This window comes from Silvimonas sp. JCM 19000 (genome assembly GCF_054652575.1).
Map to the genome: position 1 here is coordinate 57,785 of NZ_BAAIHC010000002.1, position 26,119 is coordinate 83,903.

Below are 26,119 nucleotides of genomic sequence, written 5' to 3' on the forward strand. Positions count from 1 at the left end.
GCCAATAAATATAAGCGGAAATTAATATTCGGAAGATCGCGCTTGTCTTGCCCGGTCAGCCGCTGGTCGCTGGCGCGCTTGACCAATCAGACGGCAAAAGCCGCCGCAGGTAAGGCTGACGGCGGCGGCGCGCGCTGCGCGGTTGCACCTTGCGCTGCAACATTTATAATCGGACGCGTCTGATCGTTAGCACGCTTAGGCAATACAAAATGGAAATTTCCAACCCCGCCAGTGCGGGGTTTTTTTATACCTGCGTGGGCTGGATTTGTTGATAAACCCATTCCAGCAATTGATCCGGCGTATCGCCCAGAAAACGGGCGCGCTCGGTCACTTTAAGCAGAATCTCGCGGCGCACCGCCTGGCGTTGAATACGGCGCGTAATGGCATCGACCGGTGCAGCGGCATCGGCCTGGGGCGCACCATTTCTTTTCTCGCGTTCGGCGGGGGTCAGAAACAATACGGACGGGTGATCAGTAGGCAATACGCCTTCGGGTAATGCGGGATAAATCATGGAATCCAGATCTCTCGAATAACGTGCGTCAGCGCCGCTGTGTGCGGCCTGTAATCCGGCACCATTGGTAAAGAGAAGTTCCTCTTTGTTGCTGCGAGATTGCAGCGGGCTGCAATGATTTCAAGCAAACCCGACCAATATCCCGATCAATACACCTTAGGCGACGGGGTAAATGCGAAAACGCTGATAAGGCATGGCGCCAGATCTATTCCGCATTTCTGTGAAGATAAGCAAAAAACGGCTATTCCGCGATTAATTTTATTGCGCGTGAATTGCAAAGAACGATTAACGGCGCACTGGAATGCCGTTTATCGTCAAAGGGATGCGCCGGCAACAATACCACTTGTAAGTGCTGCCGCTGGCAAATTGTTGCCAGGCGCTGTGGATAGGGCAAGCGCACGCGGGCATCCGCTGCTTGCTGCCACAGCGCAACGCAGCATCCGGCCCGGCTCGGGCAATACCAGTATTAACAACCGCACCGCCTGGCACCGATATTCGGTGCCCGCCGCTCAGACATAGGTGTCGATCAGATTGGCGTTGCTGGTTGAGGTGGTGATGCTGGTGGTGGTCGTGGTATTGCCACTGGTGGTGCTGGTCGAGGTGGTTACCGAGCTGCTCTTGGCCGCCGCATCTTGCTGCTGCAACGCGGCGATCTGCTGCTGGATCGCTTCGATCTGTTGCTCGATCAGCCGCGTTTGCGCTTCCACGGTGTCCTGATCGGCGCCGCTGCTGTTTTGCGTAATCTTGCTCAGCGATTTTTCCAACGCGGCCAGTTGCCGCTCCAGCGCGGCTTCTTGCGTGGCGTTTTTGCTGCCGGACGAGGCGGATGACACAAGCGAGCCTAGGCTGAAATTGCTGGACGACACTGCGCTAACCATGATGAACCCTCCGGAACGCCCACCGTGGGCGAACTTCTGCACTGCACATTAAACCGGTGCCATGTATCGCGCGTTTGTCGGTTTGGCGCATAAATGTATCGGCCAGGTATCAATTGATGTAAGGGTTGTTGGCAGGTTGACGCTATCCAGTGCGCGGGCCACGCTGCCGCCGATCCCATTCTGATAACGGCGCGCGCATGGCTATCAGCGTTTTCGATTTGTTCAAGATCGGCATCGGCCCCTCCAGTTCACACACCGTGGGGCCCATGCGCGCCGCCCGACAATTTGCGCAGCGTCTGCAACGCGACGGCGTGCTGGGGCAGGTGGCGCGGCTGCGGGCCGAGTTGTTTGGTTCGCTCGGTGCTACCGGCAAGGGCCACGGCTCGGATGTGGCGGTGTTGTTGGGCCTGCTCGGCCATGCACCCGACCAGATTGATCCCGATCATGTGCCGGGGCTGATCGAGCAAATCCGTGCGCAACGCCGGCTCAGCCTGCTTGGGCTGCAGCCGCTGCCGTTTGATGAAGCCAGCGATCTGATTCTGCACAAGCGTAAATCCTTGCCCTATCACCCGAACGGCATGATTTTTTATGCGCTGGCGGCCGATGGCGCGGTGCTCGCGCAACGTGCCTTCTATTCCGTCGGTGGTGGCTTTGTGGTGGATGAGGCCGCCGTGGCCGCCGGGTTCAGTCCGCCCGGTGCCACCAGCTTGCGCCATGCCTTCAAAAGCGCCGCCGAGTTGCTGGCGCTGTGCCAGCAATACGGTTTGAGCATTAGCGAAATCATGTTGCAGAACGAACTGGCCTGGCGCGACGAGGCTGCTGTCCACACGCAATTGCTGGAAATCTGGCGCGTGATGCAGGCCTGCGTGGTGCGCGGCTGTGAGCGCGACGGTATTTTGCCTGGCGGCATGAAAGTGCGGCGGCGTGCGCCTGATTTGTATCGCCAGTTGCTGGCCCGACCCGAGGCCGCGCTGAGCGATCCGCTCACCGTGCTGGACTGGGTCAATCTGTACGCGCTGGCGGTTAATGAAGAAAACGCCGCCGGTGGCCGTGTGGTTACGGCACCCACCAATGGCGCGGCCGGCATCATCCCTGCGGTGATGCATTACTACGCCCGCTTTGTGCCGGGCGCCAACGAGGCTGGCATCGTGCGCTTCATGCTGACGGCGGGCGCCATCGGCATCCTGTTCAAGCTTAACGCGTCGATTTCTGGTGCCGAGGTGGGCTGCCAGGGCGAAGTGGGTTCGGCCTGTTCGATGGCGGCGGGGGCTCTGACCGAGGTCATGGGCGGTACGCCGCAGCAAGTGGAAAACGCCGCCGAAATCGCAATGGAACATAACCTCGGCCTGACCTGTGATCCGGTGGGTGGCCTGGTGCAGGTGCCGTGCATCGAGCGCAATGCCATGGCCGCCATCAAGGCGATCAATGCCGCGCGCATGGCCTTGCGCGGTGACGGCAGCCATTTTGTTTCGCTCGATCGCGTGATCAAAACCATGCGCGACACCGGTCGCGACATGCATAGCAAATACAAAGAAACCGCGCGCGGCGGTCTGGCGATCAATGTGGTGGAAGTGCCGGTAAATATCGTCGAGTGCTGAGCGCGCTTATGGTTGCGCCAACAAAGCCTGCGCGCGCGCCACAAACTGGCTGGATAGCGCCTCCAGCCGCGGCGATTGCACCTGCCACGCATGCCAGAACAACGCCACCTCAGCCGTGTGCGCGGGTGCTAAATCGACCAGGCTACCCGCATCCAGTGCGGGGCCGATCAGGCGTTGCGGCAGCATGCCGTAGCCTATGCCCGCCGCGATGGCGCTGCGTTGCGGCTCGGTGCCTGGCACGTAATGACAGGGATAGCTGCGTGGCGGCAGGCCCAGATGTTTTTTGAGAAACGCCGCCTGTAATTCATCTTTATGCGTTTGTGCCACCACCGGCGCCACGCGGGCGGCATTGCGGTTCAGGCCGTCGGCAAACCATTGCGCGGCAAAGGCGGGCGTGGCCACCAGCCGATACTGCATGCTGCCCAGCGCTGCGGCAAAACAGCCTTTCATGGCTTTGGCTTGCGTGCTGACGCAGCCGATGGCCATGCCCGATTCCAGCACTTCATAGGTATGTTCCTGATCGTCGACGATCAGATCGAGCAAGATGCGATGCTGGCTGGCCAATTGCCCCAGCGCTGGCATAAACCAGGTGGCCAGGCTATCGGCGTTGACCGCCACGCTGATCGACAACGGCGCCTGCCCGGCCTGATTGAGTTCATCGTCCAGATCGTGCTGCAGCAAAGCCACGCGGCGCAGATATTGCAGCAGGCGTTGTCCGGTCTGCGTGGCCCGCACCGGCCGGGTGCGCAGCAACAAGGCGCTGCCGATGCGGATTTCCAGCGCCCGTACGCGCTGTGACACGGCCGACGGCGTTAAAAACAAGGCCTGCGCGGCTTGCTCAAAGCTGCCGCTTTCCACCACGGCGCGCAATGCATCGGTTTGTTTGGGATCGAGATTCATGACGCTCAAGACGGCCCGTTCAAAAGCGGAACAGATCAAACACGCGCCCGCGCTCGCGCGGCACCGTTGATCGACTATGCTGTACGCATACTTATAACCCAGATTCTGTAATGGCTCATCCGCATACCGATTTAATCCGCCAGTTCTATCTGGCTTTTCAACAACGCGACGCACGCAGCATGGCCGCCTGTTACAACCGGGACGCGGTATTTAGCGATCCGGCGTTTGGCACTTTGCATGGCGACGAAATCGCAGCCATGTGGCAAATGCTGACCACGCGCGCTGAAGACTTTTCTTTAACCTTTGGCGAAATCGACGCCGACGAACACGGTGCTCAGGTCGATTGGGTGGCGGTTTACCGCTTTAGTCAGACGGGACGGCGCGTGGTCAATCGCGTGCACGCGCGTTTCAGCTTTGCCGACGGCCGCATTGCCACGCATGAAGACCGCTTTGATCTGTATCGCTGGGCGCGCCAGGCGCTGGGCGTTAAAGGCTTGCTGCTGGGCTGGCTGCCGCCGGTGCAAGCGGCCATACGCCAGCAGGCGCGTACCTCGCTGGCACGTTACCGCGAAAAACAACAGGCGAATGCGGGCGGGTGAGGGCGCTGTTGTGGTGCGGCTGCTGCGCACAAATGGCGCACGGGGGATTCTCAATTTGTCATTGATCAGTCATATTGCTGACCAGCCGTTACGGCAATAACGCTCACAGAAAGCTGCAAGCAAACTCAGGGGAAATGGTCATGACGTTAAAACAAAAGGCGTGGAGCCTTACAGTGCTGGTGCTGGTGTTCTTGCTAGGCACCATGCTGGTGGGCCTGTACGTGCTGCGTACGGCCAGCAATACCGATAACCATGCGCGCATTACCCAACTGGTCAAAACCACTTACAACACCATCGTGCAGCTGGAAAATGTGGCCGCCAGCGGCAAGATGAGCGAGGCCGATGCCAAGGCGGTCGCTACGCAGATCTTGCGCGAAAACAAATACCACGACTCGGAATACGTTTATGTCACCGACGACAAACTGGTGTTTGTGGCCACGCCGCTCGATCCGCAATTGCATGGCACCAGTTTTAATGACTTCAAGGATTCCAAAGGCAATAGCGTAGGCGCGATTGCTGCGGCGGCGCTGGATAAATCTGGCGGTGCGCTGACTGAGTACTGGTGGGATTCCAAACGCGACGGCAAGGTGGTCGACCTGTTGTCGGTGGCGGTACGCACGCCCAAATGGGGTTGGGTGGTGGGGAGCGGCATCAGCTTTGCCGAAGCCGATGCCCGCTTCTGGAGCAATGCGCGCTGGCAGGTGATCGTGTGTCTGATTCTGGCCGCCATTATCGGCGCAGTGCTGATCTATGCCGTACGCCAGCTGGTGCTGACCTTGGGCGGTGAACCGGATCAGGTGGTCAAGCTGGTCACGCGCGTGGCTTCGGGTGACCTGGTGCAGAGCGGCAACAGCGGTCGGGCGCGGCCGGGTAGCATACTGGGCGAAGTTGAACGCATGCAGACCACGCTGGGCAGCGTAATGAGCGAGATCGCCCGTGATGCGCGCCAGCTGGAGCAAAACGCGTCGCAAATCGCCACCTCGAGCCGCGAGATTTCGGTTGCCGCCGGGCGTCAGACGGATTCGACCTCGACCATGGCTGCGGCAATGCAAGAGCTGACCGTCAGCATCAACCATATTTCCGACAACACCGGCGATGCCGAGCAGACCTCGCGCATGGCCACCGAACTGGCGGGCGAAGGCGTCGGCCAGGTCAATCTGGCTTCGTCCGCCATGGGGCATATCGCGGGCAGCGTGTCACGCGCCTCGGGCCAGATCCGTGATCTGGATGCCAAAGCGCGCGAGATTTCCAGTATCGCCGCCGTCATCAAAGAGATTGCCGGGCAAACCAATTTGCTGGCGCTGAACGCGGCCATCGAAGCGGCCCGCGCGGGCGAGCAAGGCCGTGGCTTTGCGGTGGTGGCCGATGAAGTGCGCAAACTGGCTGAGCGCACCAGCAGTGCCACGGTGGATATCGAGAAGATGCTGACCGCCGTGCAATCCGAAACCGATTCGGTGGTCACCGTGATGGATGAGGCGCTGCCGCAAGTGCAGCATGGCGTTGAAATGGCGCAGCACGTGGCCGAATCGCTGCAACGCATTCATGCTGGCGCCGAAGCCACGCTGGCACGCCTGAACGAAATGGCCACCGCCACGCGTGAACAAAGCGAGGCCAGCAACAGCATCGCGGGCCGCGTCGAAGAAATTTCGCAAATGGTGGAAGAAACCACCGCTTCGATCCATCGTGCTACCGATACGGCGGGCGAGATCGAGTTGGTGGCGCAACGTCTTAACCAGATGGTGGGCAAGTTCCGCCTGTAAATGCGCTGGGATGAACACGGCAAGCACAAAGGCGCTGCACAGCGCCTTTGTTGCATTCAACCGTTGTTGCGGCTTTGAAACCAGTCGATAAACACGCGCAATTTGCGCGGCATTTGTGCGCGATGCGGGTAGTACAGATAAAAGCCGGGGAAGGGCGCGCACCAGCTTTCCAGCACCCGTTCCAACGTGCCGGCGGCCACGTCGCTGGCGATCAGGTCTTCGGTGATATGCAGCAGGCCCAGTCCACGGCGGGCGGCATCGACCATATCGTAGATATCGTTGTAAACCAGGCGGCCAGCCAGCTCGATTTCAAATTCGCGGCCGTCGCGGCTGAATTCCCAGGCGTATAAACGGCCGCTGCTGACAAAGCGGTAATGCAGGCAGTCATGGTGCTGCAGATCCTCGGGCGTCTGCGGACGGCCGTAGCGCGCCAGGTAATCCGGCGTGCCCGCCACCGCAATCCGCCGTGGCCCGCCCAGGCGCGCCGCCACCATGCCCCGCGCCACGCTTTCGCCAAAACGCAGGCCCGCGTCATAGCCGTCGCCGACGATATCGCTCATGCCTTCTTCCATGCGGAACTCGACGCGTAATTCGGGATAAGCCTGCATAAACCCGGCCAGATGGGGCGCAATCACCAGCCGGTAGGCAATGCGCGGCAGATTGATGCGCAGCGTGCCGGACGGCTGTTCGCGCAGGTCTTCCAGCTCGGCCAGCGCGGCTTCAATCTGCGCCAGGCCGGGCGCCGCGCCCGCCAGCAAACGCATGCCGGCTTCGGTTACGCTGACGCGGCGGGTGGTGCGGTTGAGCAAATGCACGCCGACCCGGCGTTCCAGCGTGCGTATGGTTTGCGACAAGGCGGAGGGCGATACGCCCAGCTCGTCCGCCGCCTTGCTGAATTGGCCGTGCCGCGCCACCCGCTCGAATGCCAGCAGGGCAGGCAATTGGGCCGGGTCGATTTTGAAGCCTGTCTTCATAGTCTATCCATCCAGTACCGATTTTTCTGCAGAATAGCTGGGCGCAGTATGCATGACACGAACTCAATCACTACGGAGCACGATCATGTCTACTTATCAATTGCTGGGCCGGTCCGGATTACGCGTTAGCCCGTACGCCCTGGGCGCCATGACCTTCGGCACGGAATGGGGTTTTGGCGTGGAACGCGCCACGGCGCAGGCCTTGTTCGATGTCTATCTGGAAAGCGGCGGCAACTTTATCGATACCGCCGACATGTATACCAATGGCAGCAGCGAGCAATGGCTGGGCGCAATGATTGCGGCTGCGGGCGTGCGGGATCGCGTGGTGCTGGCCAGCAAATACAGCTACAACGCCGAGCCCGGCAACCCCAACGCCGGCGGCAATCAGCGCAAGAATTTGCTGCGCGCGCTGGAAGGGTCACTCAAGCGGCTTGGCACCGATTACATCGATCTGTATTACCTGCATACCTGGGACAAGCTCACCCCGGTGGACGAGGTCATGCGCGCCATGGATGACGCGGTGCGTGCCGGCAAGATCCGTTATGTCGGCCTGTCGGATGTGCCCGCCTGGTACGCCGCCCGTGCGCAAACGCTGGCGCAATGGCGCGGCTTTGAACCGGTGGCGGCGCTGCAGCTGGAATATTCCTTGATTGAGCGCAACGCCGAACACGAGTTTGCTGATCTGGCGGTTGAGCTGGGCATGGGGCTGGTGCCGTGGAGCCCGCTGGCCAGCGGTTTGCTGTCGGGCAAATACAAGCCCAGCGCCACCGGCCAGTTTGGCGAAGGCCGCTTGCAGGCCATGGCGGCGAATCCGGCGCCCGGTTTTGACAAGCTGACGCCGCGCAACTTCGCCATAGTGGCGACGCTGGAACAGGTGGCGGCCGAACTGGGCCAGCCGATGGCGCAAGTGGCGCTGAACTGGTTATCGCACCGCAAAGGCGTGAGTAGCGTGATTGTGGGGGCCACCCGACCGGAACAACTGCGGCAGACCTTGCAATCCAACCATTTCGCTATTCCCGCCGAGCTGGTTGCGCGGCTGGATGCGGCCAGCGCGCCAGCCCAGGCGTTTCCGTATTACATGTTTGCCGACAACCATCAGTACCGCATCCATGGCAATGTGCCGGTGCTGAGCCACCCCAGCGGTTACGCACCCGCCACGGCCATCGTTACGCAGGGGTAACGCGGCCGGGGGCGGGGGCGGCGATCAGTTGTTCCCACCCGGCCATGGCGGCGTCGGCCATGGCGAGCAACAAATCACGGCAGGCGCCATCGCGGGCGTGGATGCTCATGCCATTACGCACGCCACCAAAAAATGCGGCCAGTTTTTCGGTATCGACAGTGGCCGGAATCTGGCCGTCGGCGATACCGCGATCCAGCCGCGCTTGCAGGATGGCGGTGGAGCGCTTGCGCCGCTCGCTCATGTATTCCCAGATGCCGTTGTTCTCAGGCGTACAGTTGGTGGCGGCCAGCAGCACCATACAACCGGCGGGTTTGCCGGGCTCGCTAAAGCACTGCGCGCTGGTGTGCAGCATGTGCTGGATGGCGGCGCGCACGTCGTCACGCGCATCCAGCGCCTGGCGGATATCGGCGCCTTCTTCGGCGTCGTACTGGTCCACCGCCTCGCGGAACAAACCTTGTTTGGAACCAAAGCTGGAATACAAGCTGGGCGAGTTAATGCCCATGGCCTCAGTCAACTGCGCCAGCGACGAACCTTCATAGCCGTAGCGCCAGAAAATATTCATGGCGCTGCGCAGGGCGGCTTCCCGGTCAAAACAGCGTGGACGGCCTCTTTCAGCCATGATGCGATTCCTTTCTGTAACGACCACTACAAAAAATGATTGACAGCGCATTTGAGCGTGGCAATCATATTTGTGTCGATCACTACAAATATATTGCGACAGCGTCTGGCAGCGCAAGCCTGGCCGCCCGACGTTTCCAAATGCCAACTGGAGAACTACCCATGACGTCCGACCGCATTCCCCTCGATCATCCACCCCACAGCACCGCGCCCAAAGGCAATACGCTGGTGCTGGCGGCGGTCTGCCTGGCCGGCATGATGATGCCGCTGAGCTTTACGGCGCCCGGCATTGCCATTCCCGCCATTGCCAAAACGTTAGGCGGCAGCCCGCTGGCGCTGGGTTGGGTGGTCAATTCCTTTATCCTGGCGTTCGGCAGCGCGGTGATGGCGGCGGGGGCACTAGCGGACCGCTTTGGCCGCAAGCGCATGTTTGCGTGGGGCACGGTGGCATTCGGGCTGACCTCGCTGGCACAAACCTTTGCCCCTGATCTCAGCACCCTGATCTTTTTGCGTACGCTGCAAGGCATTGCCGCCGCCACCACCATGGCCGGGGGTTCAGCCTCGATTGCGCATGAATTCGAAGGCCCGGCGCGCACGCATGCTTATAGCCTGCTGGGCACCAGCTTTGGAGTTGGCCTTGCCTTCGGGCCGGTCTGGGCGGGCTTTCTGATCGAGAACATGGGCTGGCGCTCGATCTTTATGACCAGCGTGGTCATCAGCGCGCTGGTGCTGCTGTTCGGCGTACCGCGCATGCATGAATCGCGGGATCCGGATGCCAAGGGCGTGGATGTCTGGGGCACGCTGTCGTTTACCGCGCTGTTGCTGCTGCTCAATCTGGGCATTATGCAAGGCCCGCAATCGGGCTGGAGCAGCGCCTCGACGTTGGCTTTGCTCGGCGGCGCGCTGGTGTTTCTCGGCATTTTTATCCAGGTGGAACGAACCCATCCGCGCTCGATGCTGGATCTGAGCCTGTTCCGCAATCGGCGCTTTCTGGGCGCGCAGGCGCTGCCGTTTGGTACGGCTTTCAGCTTTGTGGTGCCGCTGATTCTGCTGCCGGTGCGCTTTATCGGGGTAGAAGGTTGGGATCCGGTGCATGCCGGTTTGATGATGGTGGCACTGGCGGCGCCGATGCTGATTGTGCCCTTCCTCGGCGCACTGCTGACGCGCTGGTTTAGCGCTGCCGCCTTGTGCCTGGCCGGTTTCGTTATTTCCACCGTCGGCATGGTGTGGCTGGCCAGCATCGAGCCCGGCTCGTCCGGCGCGACCTTTGCCTGGCCGATGTTGCTGATCGGGGTCGGCGCAGGCTTGCCCTGGGGCTTGATGGACGATCTGGCGATCAGCGTGGTGGCGCGTGAACGCGCAGGCATGGCCACTGGCTTCTTTGCCACGGTGCGCGTCGCCGGTGAATCGGTCGCGCTGGCTATCACCGGTGCGGTGCTGGTCGGCTTGTTGCAAGGCGCGGTGTTGAGCCATCTGAGCGGCGAAGTGCCGGTGGTGAGCTTGTCGAATACGCTGGCGGCAGGCGACCTGCATCAGGCGGCGCAGCAATGGCCCGGCGTGGCGCATGCGGCATGGGTGGCCATTTATGGCGAAGCATTCCGCGAGATGGCGTTGGCGCTGGCCGCATTAACCTTTGTGGCCGGGCTGATTGCCTATCTGACCTTGCGCGTGGCTCCCGTGCCTGCGCCCGCCCTGCAGCCGGTGCTGTGCGCGGCCAAAGCCGAGGATTGATGCGGCAGGCACGTGGCGCTGGCCCTAACGGCCGGTGCTGCGTGCCCGCACTCGATCGATCACGCCTTGTACCAGCTCGCTATGGCGCTCTTTGCGATAAATCATCCACACCGCCGTGCGCGCGCCTTCATCAGCCAGCGTCCGGTAGGTGACTTTATCGACCTGGATGCGTTGCTGCAGCCCGGTCAGGATGGCGATGCCAAACCCGGCCGCCACCAGCGCAATCTGCGTGGACGGCTCGCGCGCCTCTTGCGTCACCCGCGGTTTGAAGCCAGCCGCGCGGCACAGCGCCATGATCTGCTCGTACAAGGCGATGCCGATATTGCGCGGAAAGCAGACGAAATCCTCATGGGCAAAATGCGCCAGTGGAATCGGTACAGCGGGGTCGCCTTGCGCGGCTGGATGGTCGCTGGGCAGCACCACCACCATGGGCTCGTGATTGACCTCCATCGCTTCAATCCCGGCGGGCAGGCTCAGGCCACGTATCATGCCGATATCGAGTTGGCGCTCGATCAGGGCATTGACCTGCGCTTGCGAAGACATCTCGTTGAGCACCAGATTGACCTGCGGCATCTCGGTGCGTAATTCGCGCAGCACTTGCGAGAAGGCTTCGGTAAAGGGCGCGGACGGGGTAAATCCCAGCCGCAACTCGCCGGTCTCGCCGCGATGCGCGCGTTGCACCTGTTCGCGCGTGCGCGCTACCGCTTGCAATATGGTGCGCGCGTTATCCAGCAACACCTGGCCCGCGCCGGTCAGCAAAACCCGGCGGTTGGTGCGTTCGAACAATTGCGCGCCGAGGTCGCGTTCCAGCGCCTGGATTTGCTGGCTGAGCGGTGGTTGGGTCATGCCCAGCCGTTCGGCGGCGCGGCCAAAATGCAGGGTTTCCGCCACGGCGACAAAGTATTCAAGTTGGCGCAATTCCATCGAGCGTTCCATCCAGTCGAAATGCGTATCAAACGGGTCGATTGATATTATCGACATTAAGCGGGTGCTTTTCTAGACTGGCCAGTCTGACCGTCGCACCGCCCGGAATTGCCGCATGACCCAAGCCGCCTCAGCCGCCCCGCAAACCCTGTTGAAAGATGCCCCTGCCGATGGGCTGCCCCTGCCGCAGCGCACCTGGGCCATTCTGGCCATCGCTATGGCCATCACCATGGCTGTGCTGGATGGCGCCATCGCCAATGTGGCCTTGCCCGCCATCGCGCGCGATCTGCACGCCACGCCCGCCAGTTCGATCTGGGTGGTTAATGCCTATCAACTGGCGACCACGGTGTCTTTGCTGGCGTTCGCCTCACTCGGCGATATTTTTGGCTATCGCCGGGTGTATCAGCTGGGTTTGATCGCCTTCACCCTGGTGTCGGTGTTGTGTGCCTTGTCGGATTCGCTGCTTACCTTGACGCTGGCGCGCATCGTGCAGGGCTTTGGTGCGGCCGGGATCATGAGTGTGAACACGGCGCTGGTGCGCATTATTTATCCCAAACGTTATCTGGGGCGCGGCATGGCGATCAATTCGCTGGTGGTGGCCTTGTCCAGCGCGGCCGGGCCGACCGTGGCGGCGGCGATTTTGTCGGTGGCCTCATGGCAATGGCTGTTCGCCGTCAACTTGCCGATTGGTCTGCTGGCTTTGGCACTGGGCTATCGCGCGCTGCCGGACAATCCACATCAGGCCACGCATGGTTTTGATATGCAAAGCGCGTGGCTGAATGCCATAACCTTCGGCTTTCTGATTTTTGCCATCAACGGCTTTGGTCACGAGGCCAATCGCTGGCTGATCAGCGCCATGCTGGTGATCGCCATTGGGGTGGGCTACTTCTTTGTTAAACGCCAATTGACGCTGACTTCACCGTTGTTGCCGGTGGATTTGCTGCGGATTCCGATGTTTGCATTGTCAGTGGGTACGTCGGTCTGTTCGTTTTGCGCGCAGATGCTGGGCATGGTGTCGCTGCCGTTTTATCTGCAAGAAACCCTGGGCCGCAGCGCTACCGAAACCGGGCTGCTGCTGACGCCGTGGCCGCTGGCGATTGTGGTGATCGCGCCGCTGGCGGGCCGGCTGGTGGAAAAGAAATATCCACCCGGCGCACTCGGTGGCGTCGGCCTGGCCTTGTTGGCGCTGGGACTGTTATTGCTGGGCATGCTGCCGAGCGCGCCCAGTGACGGCGATATCATCTGGCGCATGGCTTTGTGTGGCATAGGCTTTGGGTTCTTCCAGTCGCCGAATAATTTTGCGCTGCTGAGCTCGGCCCCGCCGCAGCGCAGTGGCGGTGCCAGCGGCATGCTGGGCACCGCACGGCTGGTGGGGCAGACCACCGGTGCGTCGCTGGTGGCATTGATGTTTGGCCTGTTTCCGCTGCACGGCACGCGCATGAGTCTGGTGCTGGGCGCGGGCTTTGCGGTCGTCGCAGCCGGTGTCAGCTTTATGCGGTTAGCCAGTACTGACCGCACCACGCCGTCACAGAGCAAGGCCTGACGCCTGCTGCCTGCTGGGATGTGCAAGGCGTGCGCGCCACACGCGAGCCAGGCCCTGAGCGGTTTTACGGCTCGCCATCCCAATAATCCAGATTCTGCCCACGCCGCTGCAGCGCCACAAAACGCGTGCCGTCCGTCAACGTAACGCTGGCCTGAAACTTGTCTGAATCGGGGTACTCCACAATCTCTGGCGTATCGCGCGTGCTGATCGACAGATATTGCAACGGCGCGTCTGAGGTATTGATGAGCTGATGCGGGTATTCCGGGCCGGGCGGAATAAAAATGACATCTCCGGCTTTGACCGGCACATGCGTATCGGCCACGCGCAAGGTGCCGTGACCTTGCACGATGATGAACATTTCTTCTTGCGCATGATGTGCGTGATAAGGGCAGGACATCTTGCCCGCAGCCACCGTATCCACGCTGGCACCCAGTTTGCGCGCCACCGTGCCCAGCGCTAGCCGCGCGCACATCGAGTCATAAAGTGGCGCGCGCGTATCGTGTTCCAGTTCAACTTCATTAAAATTGCGGATCAGTTTTTGAGCGAGTTCGGCTGCGCGGTCGGTCATGGTGGGCTCCGGCAAAGCGAATCCTGATTTGAAAGCACTCGGCGGAGTGCGTGGGCATAAGCATCGCGGCAAGCTGTGTGTATCGTTGAGACTGAGGACAGCATCATGGTCGCTCTGGACATTATGGAACAAGAAACCCGCAATACTGATTACGCGACGGACGAGGCACGCTGGCAGGCCATGCTGACGCGTGACGCGGCCGCCGATGGCGTGTTCTGGTATGGCGTGCGCACCACCGGCGTGTATTGCCGGCCGTCATGCCCCAGCCGCCATGCCTTGCGCGCCAACGTGGCGTTTTACGATTGCAGCGCGGATGCGCGGGCGGCCGGTTTACGCCCGTGCAAGCGCTGCCATCCGGATGCGGCATCGTTGGCCGAACGCCAGGCTGCGGCCATCGCCGCCGCCTGCCGTATCCTGGAAACCAGTGCCGAACCGCCCGCATTGCCAGATCTGGCCGCGGCGGTGGGCTTAAGCCGTGCGCATTTTCACCGGCTGTTTCGCGCCCATACCGGCGTTACCCCCAAAGCGTATGCGCAGCAAGAACGTGCCTGCCGCGTGCGCGAGCAACTGGCAGCGGGGGCGGGTGTGACTGAAACCATTTATGAGGCTGGATTCAATTCCAGCGGCCGCTTTTATGCCGCCGCGCCGGACATGCTGGGCATGACACCGGACGGCTATCGCAAAGGCGCGCCGGGCCAGCAGATCCGCTTTGGCGTGGGCCAGTGCAGTCTGGGCGCAATACTGGTGGCGGCGACGCCGCTGGGCGTATGCAGTATTTTGTTGGGCGATGACCCCGCCGCGCTGGTGGCCGATCTGCAAGACCGTTTTGCCCATGCCGACTTGATAGGCGGCGATACGCAATTTGAACAATGGATGGCGCAAGTGATCGGCTTTGTCGAAGCGCCGCAACTGGGGCTGGATTTGCCGCTGGATATACGCGGCACCGCCTTCCAGCAACGGGTGTGGCAGGCGCTGCGCGAAATCCCGCCGGGCAGCACGGTCAGTTACACCGAAATCGCCGCCCGCATCGCCGCGCCCAAAGCCGTGCGGGCAGTGGCGCAGGCTTGCGCCGCCAATGCGCTGGCGGTGGCGATCCCGTGCCACCGTGTGGTGCGCAATGATGGCGCGCTGTCGGGTTATCGCTGGGGCATCGCGCGCAAACAGGCTTTGATCGAGCTGGAACGCGCGCTGTGCCCATCTACAGCCGCTGCGGCGGTACCCACCACAGGATAAGCATGGCTGGCTATACGCTTGATTTATTCGCCGAAGATACGCCCGCTGCCGACACGCGCACGCCGCTGGCGGACGGGGCATGGCTGCTGCACGGCTTTGTTTTGCCCGAGGCAGCCGCTTTGCTGGCCGAAGTCGGGCGCATCGAAGCCGCTGCGCCATTTCGTCATCTGGTGACCCCGGGCGGTTACACCATGTCGGTGGCGATGACCAATAGCGGCGGTCTGGGCTGGGTGTCGGATCGACGGGGCTATCGTTACGATCCGATTGATCCGCAAACCAGCTTGCACTGGCCTGCGTTGCCCACTTTATTTGCCGGGGTGGCGCGGCGCGCGGCGGCGGCGGCGGGCTATTCGGACTTTGAGCCGCAAGCGTGTTTGATCAATCGCTATGTGGCAGGCGCGCGCTTGTCGCTGCATCAGGACAAGGACGAACTGGATCAGCGCGCGCCGATTGTGTCGGTGTCCTTGGGATTACCGGCCACCTTTTTGTTTGGCGGCTTGCAACGCAATGACAAAACCGCGCGGCATCGGCTGGTGCATGGTGATGTGGTGGTTTGGGGCGGGCCTTCGCGGCTGGCTTACCACGGGGTGGCACCGCTGGCAGCGGGTAGCCACCCGGCCACCGGCGAATGCCGCATCAACCTGACATTTCGCAAAGTGCGCTAGGCGCGGCGGCGGTTGATCAGCAGGGCGCTGGCCATGATGACGCCGCCGAGCAGCAGACGCGGGATGTTCTCGTTCTGGTTCCACACCAGCAGATTGATCAACAGCCCGACCGGGATATGCATATTGTTCATTGCACCCAGCGTGCCGGCATCAACTTGCGTGGCGCCTTTGTTCCACCAGTAAAAGCCCAGCGCCGACGAGATCAAACCAAGGAAAGCCAGCACTTCAAACTGGGTGAGCGTGTGCGGCAGTCTGGCCATATTGCCAAAGATCAGCCACGACGGTAGCGCCACGCACAAAGCGCCCAGAAAAAAGAACCCGAAGCTGCGATATTGCGGCTGGGTATCCGGATAACGCCGCACCACATAGCGATAGCCGACCTGGCCGGCGGCAAAGGTCACGTTGGCTAGCTGCAGCAGCAAAAAGCCGGTGAGGGCATTGCTATCGATATGGTCGTAGCGGATGACCAATGAGCCGACCACGGCCACCAGCGCGGCGACAAAGGCGCGTGGCTGAAACCGGCGCTGCAACAGGTCGTCCAGCAAGGTGACGTAGATAGGCGTAAAGATGGTGAAGAGCAGTACCTCGGCCACGCTCAGAAAGCGGAACGAGCGATACAGGCACAGATAGGTAAGCCCGAACTGCAGCGCCCCCGCCAGCATGGTACCCAGCACGCGGCCGGGCGCCTGCTGGCGCCAGCGGGTAAACGGCAAGAACACCAGACCCGCCAGCGCCACCCGCGTCAGCACGGCAAAGTCGCTATCCACCTGTCCGGCCAGAAACACGCCGATCAAGTTGAACGACACGGCCCAGACCAGGGTAATGGCGGCGAGATAAGGCATGGTGCACTGCACTATTTTCTGCGGAAGAGGTCGGCATCATACAACAGCCGCGTGCCAAATCGGCCTATCATGACGCCTTGCGTTGGCCTGGCGTGTCGGCCAGCGCAGGCTTGTTATCGTTAACATCTGTTGTGCTTCTGTCTTCATCATCCGGTTCCGCTTTCATGTCTGCTTCTGCCGCTGTACCCAACACCGCCTCGGGCCCCGTCACACTGCGGGTGGTGTCCATCGTGATGTTCACCTTTCTGTGCTATCTGACCATCGGCCTGCCGCTCGCCATCCTGCCCACTTATGTCCACCTTGATCTGGGCTATAGCTCGGTGCTGGCTGGCCTGGTCATCAGCGTGCAATACCTCGCCACCCTGGTCAGCCGCCCGCAGGCCGGGCGCATGGCCGATCATCTCGGCCCCAAACGCACCGTGATCTATGGCTTGTGCGGCAATGTCATCAGCGGGGTGTTCTTGATGGGCGCGGCGTTTACCCAGCAAACCCCCATCCTCAGCCTGGCGCTGTTATTTGGCAGCCGCTGCGCGTTGGGCTTTGCCGAAAGCTGCGTCGGCACGGGCTCGATTGCCTGGGGCATAGGCTCGGTCGGTGCTCATCACACCGCCAAAGTAATTTCGTGGAACGGCGTCGCAACCTATGGCGCGCTGGCGCTGGGCGCGCCGTTGGGCGTGGCCTTGCAGAAATGGGCGGGATTTCCGCTGATTGCGGGCGTGGTGATGGTGCTCGGCGTCATCGGCATCGTGTGCGCCTGGCCGCGTCCGCCCGCGCCGATCGTGCATGGCGAAAAGCTGCCGTTTCGCAGCGTGCTTGGCCGCGTCTATGCCTATGGCGCCGGGCTGGCGCTGGGCTCCGCCGGCTTTGGCGTTATCGCCACCTTTGTCACCTTGTTCTATGCCAGCCAGCATTGGCCGGATGCTGCCTTTACGCTGAGCGTGTTTGGCATCTGCTTTGTCGGCACGCGGCTGGTGTTTGCCCGCAGCATCAATGTGTATGGTGGCTTTCGCGTCGCCATGGTGTCATTCGTGGTCGAATTTATCGGTTTGATGCTGCTGTGGCTGGCGCCCGAACCTGGCTGGGCCATGCTAGGCGCCGCACTGACTGGCTGCGGTTTTTCGCTGGTGTTTCCGGCGCTGGGTGTGGAAGCAGTGGCGCTGGTACCTGCCTCCAGCCGTGGCTCGGCCTTGGGCGCGTATTCGGTATTTCTGGATGTGGCGCTGGGGCTGATCGGGCCGGTGGCCGGCTTTATCATCGGCGGCTACGGCTATCCAGCGATCTTTCTGGTGGCCGGCCTGGCGGCAGTGGCAGGCGTGGTGCTGACCTGGGTTCTGTATCGCTCGGTGATGCGTGGGCGCGCCGAACCGGCAGCGCTATCCAGCGCACCGGTTGAGCAAAACAAATAAGCGGTTTGCGCTGTCGGGGTGGTTGTGGCTGAGCAAACAGAAAAAAATGACCAGCGATCAACCGTCCGGGTAGACCCCGCACGGTTGATCGCTGTGAAGGCGCAGACGGCCCTCTGGATAGTTGCGTATGTCGCGTCGCGGTGGAGGAGGACGCAGGGGTAACACCGCGACACCGTTCCCCGAATACCCCTGCGGTGAACCGGTAGCCGACCCGACTTACTGGTCGCAAATCTTGAAGTACACCTCGTTCCAGTTGATCTGGTTCTTGAAGTCATTGATGGTGGTGTCTGCGCCGATGTGCAGATATTCGATGCGGGTCAGCTCGGCAAACAGACGCAATTGTTCGGCGCTCACGTCCTGGGCAAAGATCGAGTGGTGGGCACCACCGGCGTAGATCCACGCCGCCGCAGCGGTGCGCAAATCCGGCAGGGCTTTCCACACGGCGCGCGCCACCGGCAATACCGGCAACGGCTTCGGCTGATCGATGACATCGAGTTCGTTGACGATCAGGCGGAAACGGTTACCCATATCGATCAAGGTGGCGTTGCGGGCCGGACCGGCTTTGGCGGCAAAAATCAGGCGTGCCGGGTCGGCCTTTTTGCCGATGGACAGCGGTTGCACGTCCAGCACGGCTTTCTGCTCGCCCGCAATGGACGGGCAGACTTCCAGCATGTGGGCACCGATGACCAGTTCATTACCGGGCGTAAAGTCGTAGGTGTAGTCCTCCATAAACGAGGAGCCGCCTTGCTTGCCGGCGCCCATCACCTTGACTGCGCGCAGCAGCGCCGCGCTCTTCCAGTCGCCTTCCGCACCAAAGCCGTAGCCTTGTTCCATCAGGCGTTGCACCGCCAGACCCGGCAATTGGGTCAGGCCGTACAGGTTTTCAAAGGTGGTGGTGAATGCCTTGAAATTGCCTTTGTCGAGAAAGGTCTTGATGCCGATTTCGATACGAGCGGCGTCAATCAGATGCTGGCGTTTTTCGCCTTGCGAGCCGATGTGCTCGGTCAGCTGGTATCGGGTTTCGTACTCGCCGACCAGTGCGTCGATCTGTTCGGTGGTGACTTCTTCCACCACCTTGGCCAGGTCGCCCAGGCCATAGGCATGCACGGCATAGCCAAACTGGATCTGCGCAGCGACCTTGTCGCCTTCGGTCACGGCCACTTCGCGCATATTGTCGCCAAAGCGGGCAATGCGCAGTTGCTTGCTGTCATAAACGGCGGCGGCCACGCGAATCCATTCGCCCATCTCAGCCGCGACTTGCGGGTCTTGCCAATGACCCACCACCACGTGGTAGGCCTTGCGCATACGGGCGCCAATAAAGCCGAACTCCCGACCGCCATGCGCGGTCTGGTTCAGGTTCATGAAGTCCATGTCCATGGTGTTCCACGGCACCACCGAGTTGAATTGCGTATGCAATTGCATCATCGGTTTTTCCAGCACCTGCAAGCCGTTGATCCACATCTTGGCGGGCGAGAAGGTGTGCAACCAGGTCACCACGCCCACACAGTTCTGGTCGTGGTTGGCGTCGCGGCACACTTGCAGAATGCCGTCTTGCGACGTCACGGTTTCCTTCAGCACCAGCTTGATCGGCAGATTGCCTTCGCTGTTCAGGCCATTAACGATGCGTTCGGCATTCTGCGCCACCTGGGCCAGGGTTTTTTTGCCGTAAAGATGCTGGCTGCCAACCACAAACCAGACTTCGAGTTCTTTGAAAAAATCCATTGTGCAGGTCCTTTGTATATCAGCGATCACGCCACCCGGCGTGATGCAGTCGTGGAAACAGGGGTGGTTGCGGCGGGCTGGCTGGTCTGGCCGTAATAAGCGTTCTTGCCGTGCTTGCGCAGATAATGTTTGTCGAGCAAATGATCAGGAATGGCGTGCTGTGCCGGATTGATGGTCAGCGTGTACAAGGCCATGCGCGCCACTTCTTCCAGCACCACCGCGTTGTGCACGGCGGCGTGGGCGTCTTTACCCCAGGCAAAGGGCGCGTGTTCACTCACCAGCACGCCGGGAATCGCCAGCGGGTCGGTGGCGCCCAGTGTTTCGATAATCACGCTGCCGGTTTTGGCCTCGTAGGCTTCTTCCACTTCTTGCGGTGTCAGTGGACGCGTGCACGGAATGGCGCCATGAAAATAATCGGCGTGCGTGGTGCCCAACGCCGGAATGGCACGGCAGGCTTGCGCCCATGAGGTGGCATGCGTGGAGTGGGTGTGGACGATGCCGCCTATCGTGGCGTAATGGCGGTACAGCGCCAGATGCGTCGGGGTATCGGACGAGGGCCGCAGCGTGCCTTCGACCCGTTCGCCGTCCAGCGTCAGCACCACCATATCGCTGAGTTGCATGCGTTCGTATTCCACGCCGCTGGGTTTGATCACCACCAGCCCGGCCGCGCGATCAATGCCGCTGACGTTGCCCCAGGTAAAGGTCACCAGACCATGGCGCGGCAGGTCGAGGTTGGCCTCCAGCACTTGTTGTTTAAGCTCGAGCAGGCTCATTGCGGGATTTCCTTGGCGTACAGCGGTTCGGTGGCGGCGGCCCAACGGCGATAGCGTTGATACAGCGCTTCGTATTGCGGCACGCGGGCCGGATCGGGCTGATAGGTGCGTTCGATCTTGCTGGCCATGGCGGCCTGGGCGCTGGCGACATCGGCAAATGCACCGGCGGCCACGGCGCCAAAAATGGCTGCGCCGAGCGCGCAACACTGGTCCGAGCCGACCACGTCGACCGGGCGATTCATGGCATCGGCGCAGGCTTGCATGATGGTGGGCGATTTACGCGCGATGCCGCCCAGCGTGAGCACGCTGCTGACCGCCACGTCCTGACTGGTAAAGCATTCCATGATGGCGCGGGCGCCAAAGGCGGTCGCGGCGATAAAGCCGCCAAACAAGGCCGGCGCATCCGTGCCCAGGTTAACGCCGCCTATCACGCCTTGCAGGCGTTGGTTGGCATACGGCGTGCGACGGCCGTTAAACCAGTCCAGCACCAGCGGCAGTTGTTGCAGGTTCTGGTTGGCGGCCCACGCTTCGGCCAGTGCGGGCAGCAAATTGGCCTGGATTTCAGCCAGCTCGGCGGCCAGATGCGGCTTGGCGGCGCTGGCTTGTTGCAGCGGCCACGCCAGCAGACGGCCAAACCAGGCGTACATATCGCCAAAGGCCGACTGGCCTGCTTCCATGCCGATCTTGCCGGGGACCACGCTGCCATCAACCTGGCCGCAAATCCCGGCAATGGCGCGCTGGCCAATTACGGCGTCGTCAGCAATCAGGATGTCACAGGTGGAAGTGCCGATCACTTTGACCAGGGCATGCTCGCCCGCACCAGCGCCAACCGCGCCCATATGGCAATCAAACGCGCCGCCGCTGATGACCACGTGCTCGGGCAGTTCCAGCTTGCTGGCCCATTCCGGCGTGATGCGGCCGACCGGTACGTCGGCGGTATATGTATCGGTAAACAGCGGGTAGGGCAGCTGTTCGACCAGGATGGGGTCGAGCGCATGCAGAAACGCCTTGGGCGGCAAGCCTCCCCATTCCGGATGCCACAACGATTTGTGGCCCGCGGCGCAACGGCCGCGTTTGAGCTGATCCGGCGCGGTGGTGCCACTCAGCAGCGCGGGCACCCAATCACATAATTCGACCCAGCTGACGGCGGCTTCCGCCACGGCGGCGTCGGCGCGTGACACGTGCATGATCTTGGCCCAGAACCATTCCGACGAATAAATTCCACCGATATAACGCGCGTAGTCACCGTGCTCGCCAGCCAGTTGCGTAATGCGTTCGGCTTCTTCAATGGCGGTGTGGTCTTTCCACAGTACAAACATCGCATTCGGGTTGTCGGCAAATTGCGGCAACAAAGCCAGCACGTCGCCGTTGGCATCGATCGGGGCGGGCGTCGAGCCCGTGGTATCAACGCCCAGGCCGACGATGGCCTCGCGCTGGGCTGGCGATAACTGCGCCACCACCCCGCGCACGGCGGACTGCATGGCCTCGATGTAGTCGAGTGGGTGGTGACGAAACTGATTCTGCCGCGCTACGCAAAATTCGCCTTTTTGCCAACGCGGATAGTAAGTAACCGCAGTGGCGAGCTCGGTTCCGTCCTGACACGATACGGCCAATGCCCGTACCGAATCGCTACCGAAATCCAGCCCTATGGATATATTGACTGATGTCACAACACGGCCCCTTGTCTGGCGATTTGTGGTTTTGCGCAAGAATAGGGCCGCAGCCGTCAGTCAAATAAGGAAGCCTTGGTTATAGATATGGACTAAATGCTTGATGTCAGTAAATTGACGTCGCTTACATGGACAAACCCGCACAAACTTGCCGAACATATGTACAAATTCGCTAAACTGTAATTTGAACATTCTGACTACGGGAGTGCGGCCCTATAATCCGCCCAGCTTGAGCAGCGTCTGAATTCTCGAATGCTGATATACGGCGGCTTCCAGCCCGATTTATCAGATTTGCCGAGTACGGCGTGCGTGGGATGTTCAGGCAGGTAATGCAGGGAAATATGGTACGAATACTCGCAAAGCACACCTATAACGGAGTCGAATATGAACAAAATGGTCAAAATCCTTGCCCTGAGCTGTGCAATGTTCGCGTCGGTAGGCAGCGCCTACGCCGCAGAAAAGCTGGGTTATCTGGTCAAGCAGCCGGAAGAGCCCTGGTTCCAGACTGAATGGGCCTTTGCCGAGAAGGCTGGCAAAGACATGGGCTTTGAAGTGGTCAAGATCGCCGTACCCGATGGCGAAAAAACCCTCAACGCCATCGATACCCTGGCTTCGGCCGGTGCCAAAGGCTTTGTCATCTGCACACCGGACCCCAAGCTGGGCCCCGCCATCATGGCCAAGGCCAATTCGCTGGGCCTTAAAGTGGTGACCGTCGACGACCAGTTCGTCAACGCCAAAGGCGCGCCGATGACCGATGTACCGCTGCTGATGATGGCCGCCACCAAAATGGGCGAGCGCCAGGGTCAAGAGCTGTACAAAGAAATGAAAAAGCGCAACTGGAACGTCAAAGACACGGCGGTACTGGCAATTACCGCCAATGAGCTCGACACCGCGCGCCGTCGTACCGATGGCTCGATGAATGCGCTCAAGGCTGCAGGTTTCCCGGCGGGCCAGATCTACACCGTGCCGACCAAATCCAATGACATTCCGGGCGCCCTCGACGCCGCCAACTCGATGCTGGTGCAACATCCCAACGTCAAGAACTGGCTGGTTATCGGCATGAATGACAACACCGTACTCGGCGGCGTGCGTGCCACCGAAGGCCAGGGCTTCAAGGCTGCCAACGTCATCGGCGTGGGCATTAACGGGGTGGATGCCAAGAACGAACTGAGCAAGTCCAGCGCAACCGGCTTCTACGGTTCGCTGCTGCCGGCACCGGACGTGCATGGCTATCAGTCGATCAAGATGCTGCACGAGTGGGTCGCCAACAACAAAGCACCGGCCAAGTTCACTGAAGTGACCGATGCCGTGCTGATTACGCGCGACAACTACAAAGAAGAACTGAAGAAGAAGGGCCTGTAATTGCACAGGGCGGATGGCGCTTGCATGGCGCCATCCGCATTCCGCATCAAGATGTTTGATTCAAAGCCGTAAGAGAGCTACTGCCATGAATACTGATCGTGCTTATCTGGCGTTTCGCAATATCAGCAAGGTGTTCCCGGGCGTGAAGGCGCTGCAGGATATTTCTTTTAGCTGTGGGCAAGGTTCTATCCACGCGCTGATGGGCGAAAACGGTGCCGGCAAATCGACACTGCTTAAAATCCTGTCGGGCATGTATCAGCCTAGCGGCGGCCATCTGGAAATCGGCGGGCAAAAAGTCGAATTCAATAACACGCTCGATGCTTTGAATTCGGGCGTGGCCATTATTTATCAAGAACTGCATCTGGCCGCCGAAATGAGCGTGGCCGAAAACATTTTCCTGGGCCAGTTGCCGCACAAATACGGCGTGGTTGATCGCAAGCGCCTGCGTGAAATGGCGCGCGAGCGGCTGCAGCATCTGGGCATGAATATTGATCCGGATACCCCGTTGCGACGCCTGTCGATTGCGCAATGGCAAATGGTGGAAATTGCCAAGGCGCTCACCCGCAATGCGCAGGTGATTGCGTTTGACGAGCCCACCAGCTCCTTGTCGGCACGCGAAATCGAACAGCTGTTCCGCGTTATCCGCGAACTGCAAGCCGAAGGCCGCGTGATTTTATATGTCTCGCATCGCATGGAAGAGATTTTCCATTTGTGCGACGCCATCACCGTGTTCAAGGACGGCCGTTACGTCAACACCTGGGCCGACATCAGCCAGGTCAGCAACGAGCAATTGGTCCAGGCCATGGTCGGGCGCGAGCTGGGCGATATCTACGGTTATCGCCCGCGTGAGCACGGCGAAGTGCGGCTGGATGTGCGCGATGTATTGGCGCCCGGCTTGCGCGCGCCGGCTTCGCTGCAAGTTAAACGCGGCGAAATTGTCGGGCTGTTTGGCCTGGTTGGCGCAGGACGTTCCGAATTGATGAAAGCTATTTTTGGCGCATCGCCGCTGTTCTCGGGGCAGATTTCAGTCGACGGCAAACCACGGCGCTTTCGTGGCCCCGGCGATGCCATCGCGCAAGGCGTGATGCTGTGCCCGGAAGACCGCAAAGCCGAGGGCATCGTGCCGGTGCATAGCGTGCGCGACAACATCAATATCAGCGCGCGGCGTCGCACCTTGTCGGCCGGTTGTCTGGTCAATGAAAAATGGGAACGCAGCAATGCCCAGAAAATGGTGCGCGAACTCAATATCAAAACGCCAAGCGACGAACAACTGATCATGAATCTATCGGGCGGCAATCAGCAAAAAGCCATTCTGGGCCGCTGGTTATCCGAAGACATGAAAATCATGTTGCTGGACGAGCCCACCCGCGGCATCGATGTCGGCGCCAAACACGAAATCTATCGCGTGATTTATGACCTGGCGGAACACGGTATTTCGGTGCTGTTTGCCTCCAGCGATCTGCCCGAAGCGCTGGGCCTGGCCGACCGCATCATCGTAATGCGTGAAGGCCGCATCGTCGGCGAACTGACGCATGACGAAGCCACAGAACAAAAGGCGCTGGCCCTGGCGATGTTGCGCCAGAGCGAGCCCGCAACCGCAATCAATCCAACTTCTGCTTCCGTCGCTTGAGGGCGCCATCATGTCTAAAGCTAATGCAACTCCCGGTATCAATGTGCCGGCCATTGAATTACCCAGCCGTAATGTGCTGGCTCACGTCTGGGACAAATACGGCATGTTGGTGGTGTTTGCCGCCGTGTTTATCGCCTGCGCCACCACCATCCCCAACTTCCTGTCGATGATGAATATGCGCGGCCTGGGTCTGGCCATTTCGCTGGCGGGTATGGTCGGTTGCGGCATGTTGTTCTGTCTGGCCGCTGGTGATTTCGATTTGTCGGTGGGTTCGGTCGTGGCCTGCGCCGGGGTATCGTGTGCCACCATTATCAATTCGACCGGCAGCGTCACCATGGGCGTACTGGCGGGTCTGGCCACCGGCCTGGTGTTTGGCTTGCTCAACGGCATCATCGTGGCATGGCTGGGTATCAATGCACTGATTACCACGCTGGCCAGCATGCAGATTGCTCGCGGTCTGGCTTATATCATTTCGGACGGTAAAGCCGTGGGTGTGGCGGAAGAAAGCTTCTTTACCCTGGGCAATTCGTCGTTCTTTGGCCTGCCGACCCCGGTCTGGATCACCATCGCGTGCTTCCTGGTGTTTGGTTTCATCATCCGGCGCACGCTGTTCGGCCGTAACACGCTGGCCATCGGCGGCAATGAAGAAGCCGCCCGCCTGGCCGGTGTGCATGTGGTGCGCACCAAGATTGCTATCTTTTCGCTGTCCGGGCTGATTTCCGGGTTTGCGGGTGTGGTGCTGGCCTCGCGCATGACCAGCGGCCAGCCGATGACCTCGCTGGGGCTGGAACTGACCGTGATCTCGGCGTGCGTGCTGGGTGGCGTATCGCTGAAGGGCGGCATCGGCAAGATCAGCTATGTGGTGGCGGGCGTGTTGATTCTGGGCACGGTCGAAAACGCCATGAACCTGATGAATATCTCGCCGTTTGCGCAATACGTGGTTCGCGGTCTGATCTTGCTGGCCGCCGTGATCTTTGATCGCTACAAACAAAAAGCCAAAGCGCGCGTATAAGCGTTTTTTTGGGGCCGCGC

Annotated in this window: 24 protein-coding genes; 13 read left to right on the plus strand and 11 right to left on the minus strand. The window is 60.8% G+C overall.

Annotation, left to right across the window (positions count from 1 at the left end; all coding sequences use genetic code 11):
• Positions 1-244: 244 nt before the first annotated feature.
• A complete protein-coding gene (locus ACYQ1A_RS02590; protein ID WP_062224687.1) occupies positions 245-511 on the minus strand; it encodes a hypothetical protein in 267 nt (88 codons plus the stop codon).
• A gap of 114 nt (positions 512-625) precedes the next feature.
• On the opposite strand from ACYQ1A_RS02590, the gene ACYQ1A_RS02595 reads away from it, so the two are divergent.
• Positions 626-1,030, plus strand: coding sequence for a hypothetical protein (locus ACYQ1A_RS02595; protein WP_499359979.1), 405 nt, complete (start codon positions 626-628; stop codon positions 1,028-1,030).
• Here ACYQ1A_RS02595 and ACYQ1A_RS02600 read toward each other — a convergent pair.
• Positions 1,021-1,389, minus strand: coding sequence for a FlxA-like family protein (locus ACYQ1A_RS02600; RefSeq protein WP_499359980.1), 369 nt, complete (start codon positions 1,387-1,389; stop codon positions 1,021-1,023). The genes ACYQ1A_RS02595 and ACYQ1A_RS02600 overlap by 10 nt on opposite strands.
• A gap of 197 nt (positions 1,390-1,586) precedes the next feature.
• Here ACYQ1A_RS02600 and ACYQ1A_RS02605 point away from each other — a divergent pair, with 197 nt between their 5' ends.
• Positions 1,587-2,987 (plus strand): L-serine ammonia-lyase, encoded by a 1,401-nt coding sequence (locus ACYQ1A_RS02605; RefSeq protein WP_499359982.1) that lies wholly within the window; start codon positions 1,587-1,589, stop codon positions 2,985-2,987.
• Positions 2,988-2,993: 6 nt separating this feature from the next.
• On the opposite strand, the gene argP is transcribed toward ACYQ1A_RS02605, so the two are convergent.
• Positions 2,994-3,887 carry an HTH-type transcriptional regulator ArgP gene (gene argP / locus ACYQ1A_RS02610; RefSeq protein WP_499359983.1) on the minus strand — a complete coding sequence of 298 codons (894 nt, stop codon included), beginning with the start codon at positions 3,885-3,887 and terminating at the stop codon, positions 2,994-2,996.
• A gap of 110 nt (positions 3,888-3,997) precedes the next feature.
• Between argP and ACYQ1A_RS02615 the strand changes: the two genes are divergently transcribed.
• Both ACYQ1A_RS02615 and ACYQ1A_RS02620 read left to right on the plus strand, forming a co-directional pair.
• Complete coding sequence (locus tag ACYQ1A_RS02615; RefSeq protein WP_499359984.1) at positions 3,998-4,486, plus strand: nuclear transport factor 2 family protein; 489 nt, start codon at positions 3,998-4,000, stop codon at positions 4,484-4,486.
• Between the two features lie 140 nt (positions 4,487-4,626).
• Entirely contained in the window at positions 4,627-6,246 is a 1,620-nt protein-coding gene (locus ACYQ1A_RS02620) for a methyl-accepting chemotaxis protein (RefSeq protein WP_499359986.1), read from the plus strand.
• A 56-nt stretch (positions 6,247-6,302) separates the two neighbouring features.
• Here ACYQ1A_RS02620 and ACYQ1A_RS02625 read toward each other — a convergent pair whose 3' ends face one another.
• A complete protein-coding gene (locus ACYQ1A_RS02625; RefSeq protein WP_499359988.1) occupies positions 6,303-7,220 on the minus strand; it encodes a LysR family transcriptional regulator in 918 nt (305 codons plus the stop codon).
• Positions 7,221-7,305: 85 nt separating this feature from the next.
• On the opposite strand from ACYQ1A_RS02625, the gene ACYQ1A_RS02630 reads away from it, so the two are divergent.
• Positions 7,306-8,400, plus strand: a complete 1,095-nt coding sequence (locus ACYQ1A_RS02630; protein ID WP_062225362.1) for an aldo/keto reductase — start codon at positions 7,306-7,308, stop codon at positions 8,398-8,400.
• Here the strand turns inward: ACYQ1A_RS02630 and ACYQ1A_RS02635 are convergent.
• Entirely contained in the window at positions 8,387-9,019 is a 633-nt protein-coding gene (locus ACYQ1A_RS02635) for a TetR/AcrR family transcriptional regulator (protein ID WP_499359990.1), read from the minus strand. The genes ACYQ1A_RS02630 and ACYQ1A_RS02635 overlap by 14 nt on opposite strands.
• A 161-nt stretch (positions 9,020-9,180) precedes the next feature.
• Here ACYQ1A_RS02635 and ACYQ1A_RS02640 point away from each other — a divergent pair, with 161 nt between their 5' ends.
• Complete coding sequence (locus ACYQ1A_RS02640; protein WP_499359992.1) at positions 9,181-10,749, plus strand: MFS transporter; 1,569 nt, start codon at positions 9,181-9,183, stop codon at positions 10,747-10,749.
• A gap of 24 nt (positions 10,750-10,773) precedes the next feature.
• On the opposite strand, the gene ACYQ1A_RS02645 is transcribed toward ACYQ1A_RS02640, so the two are convergent.
• Positions 10,774-11,730 carry a LysR family transcriptional regulator gene (locus ACYQ1A_RS02645; RefSeq protein ID WP_499359994.1) on the minus strand — a complete coding sequence of 319 codons (957 nt, stop codon included), beginning with the start codon at positions 11,728-11,730 and terminating at the stop codon, positions 10,774-10,776.
• 58 nt (positions 11,731-11,788) lie between these two features.
• Here ACYQ1A_RS02645 and ACYQ1A_RS02650 point away from each other — a divergent pair, with 58 nt between their 5' ends.
• On the plus strand, positions 11,789-13,216 hold the full coding sequence (locus ACYQ1A_RS02650; protein ID WP_499359995.1) for an MFS transporter: 1,428 nt from the start codon (positions 11,789-11,791) through the stop codon (positions 13,214-13,216).
• 64 nt (positions 13,217-13,280) lie between these two features.
• On the opposite strand, the gene ACYQ1A_RS02655 is transcribed toward ACYQ1A_RS02650, so the two are convergent.
• A complete protein-coding gene (locus tag ACYQ1A_RS02655; RefSeq protein WP_499359997.1) occupies positions 13,281-13,784 on the minus strand; it encodes a cupin domain-containing protein in 504 nt (167 codons plus the stop codon).
• A 105-nt stretch (positions 13,785-13,889) separates the two neighbouring features.
• Here ACYQ1A_RS02655 and ada point away from each other — a divergent pair, with 105 nt between their 5' ends.
• Entirely contained in the window at positions 13,890-15,017 is a 1,128-nt protein-coding gene (ada, locus tag ACYQ1A_RS02660) for a bifunctional DNA-binding transcriptional regulator/O6-methylguanine-DNA methyltransferase Ada (RefSeq protein ID WP_499359998.1), read from the plus strand.
• Between the two features lie 2 nt (positions 15,018-15,019).
• Positions 15,020-15,682: a DNA oxidative demethylase AlkB gene (alkB, locus tag ACYQ1A_RS02665; RefSeq protein WP_499360000.1), complete on the plus strand. Its 663-nt coding sequence runs from the start codon at positions 15,020-15,022 to the stop codon at positions 15,680-15,682.
• Here alkB and ACYQ1A_RS02670 read toward each other — a convergent pair.
• Complete coding sequence (locus ACYQ1A_RS02670; protein ID WP_499360002.1) at positions 15,679-16,524, minus strand: carboxylate/amino acid/amine transporter; 846 nt, start codon at positions 16,522-16,524, stop codon at positions 15,679-15,681. The two genes, alkB and ACYQ1A_RS02670, sit on opposite strands and share 4 nt — an antisense overlap.
• Before the next feature lie 164 nt (positions 16,525-16,688).
• On the opposite strand from ACYQ1A_RS02670, the gene ACYQ1A_RS02675 reads away from it, so the two are divergent.
• Positions 16,689-17,930, plus strand: coding sequence for an MFS transporter (locus tag ACYQ1A_RS02675; protein WP_499360003.1), 1,242 nt, complete (start codon positions 16,689-16,691; stop codon positions 17,928-17,930).
• 216 nt (positions 17,931-18,146) lie between these two features.
• Here the strand turns inward: ACYQ1A_RS02675 and araA are convergent, their stop codons facing one another.
• From araA to ACYQ1A_RS02690, 3 genes are read right to left on the minus strand one after another with little or no spacing between them, the layout of a single operon-like run.
• Complete coding sequence (araA, locus tag ACYQ1A_RS02680) at positions 18,147-19,652, minus strand: L-arabinose isomerase (RefSeq protein WP_499360005.1); 1,506 nt, start codon at positions 19,650-19,652, stop codon at positions 18,147-18,149.
• Positions 19,653-19,678: 26 nt separating this feature from the next.
• Positions 19,679-20,425, minus strand: coding sequence for an L-ribulose-5-phosphate 4-epimerase (locus ACYQ1A_RS02685; RefSeq protein ID WP_499360007.1), 747 nt, complete (start codon positions 20,423-20,425; stop codon positions 19,679-19,681).
• Entirely contained in the window at positions 20,422-22,095 is a 1,674-nt protein-coding gene (locus ACYQ1A_RS02690) for a ribulokinase (protein WP_499360009.1), read from the minus strand. Before ACYQ1A_RS02690 ends, ACYQ1A_RS02685 begins: the two co-directional genes overlap by 4 nt.
• 384 nt (positions 22,096-22,479) lie before the next feature.
• Between ACYQ1A_RS02690 and ACYQ1A_RS02695 the strand changes: the two genes are divergently transcribed.
• The 3 genes from ACYQ1A_RS02695 to araH all read left to right on the plus strand — a co-directional run bounded on the left by ACYQ1A_RS02695 (position 22,480) and on the right by araH (position 26,099).
• Positions 22,480-23,457 carry an arabinose ABC transporter substrate-binding protein gene (locus ACYQ1A_RS02695; RefSeq protein ID WP_499360011.1) on the plus strand — a complete coding sequence of 326 codons (978 nt, stop codon included), beginning with the start codon at positions 22,480-22,482 and terminating at the stop codon, positions 23,455-23,457.
• 85 nt (positions 23,458-23,542) lie between these two features.
• Complete coding sequence (gene araG / locus ACYQ1A_RS02700) at positions 23,543-25,087, plus strand: L-arabinose ABC transporter ATP-binding protein AraG (protein WP_499360013.1); 1,545 nt, start codon at positions 23,543-23,545, stop codon at positions 25,085-25,087.
• Between the two features lie 10 nt (positions 25,088-25,097).
• A complete protein-coding gene (araH, locus tag ACYQ1A_RS02705) occupies positions 25,098-26,099 on the plus strand; it encodes an L-arabinose ABC transporter permease AraH (protein ID WP_499360015.1) in 1,002 nt (333 codons plus the stop codon).
• Positions 26,100-26,119 lie beyond the last annotated feature (20 nt).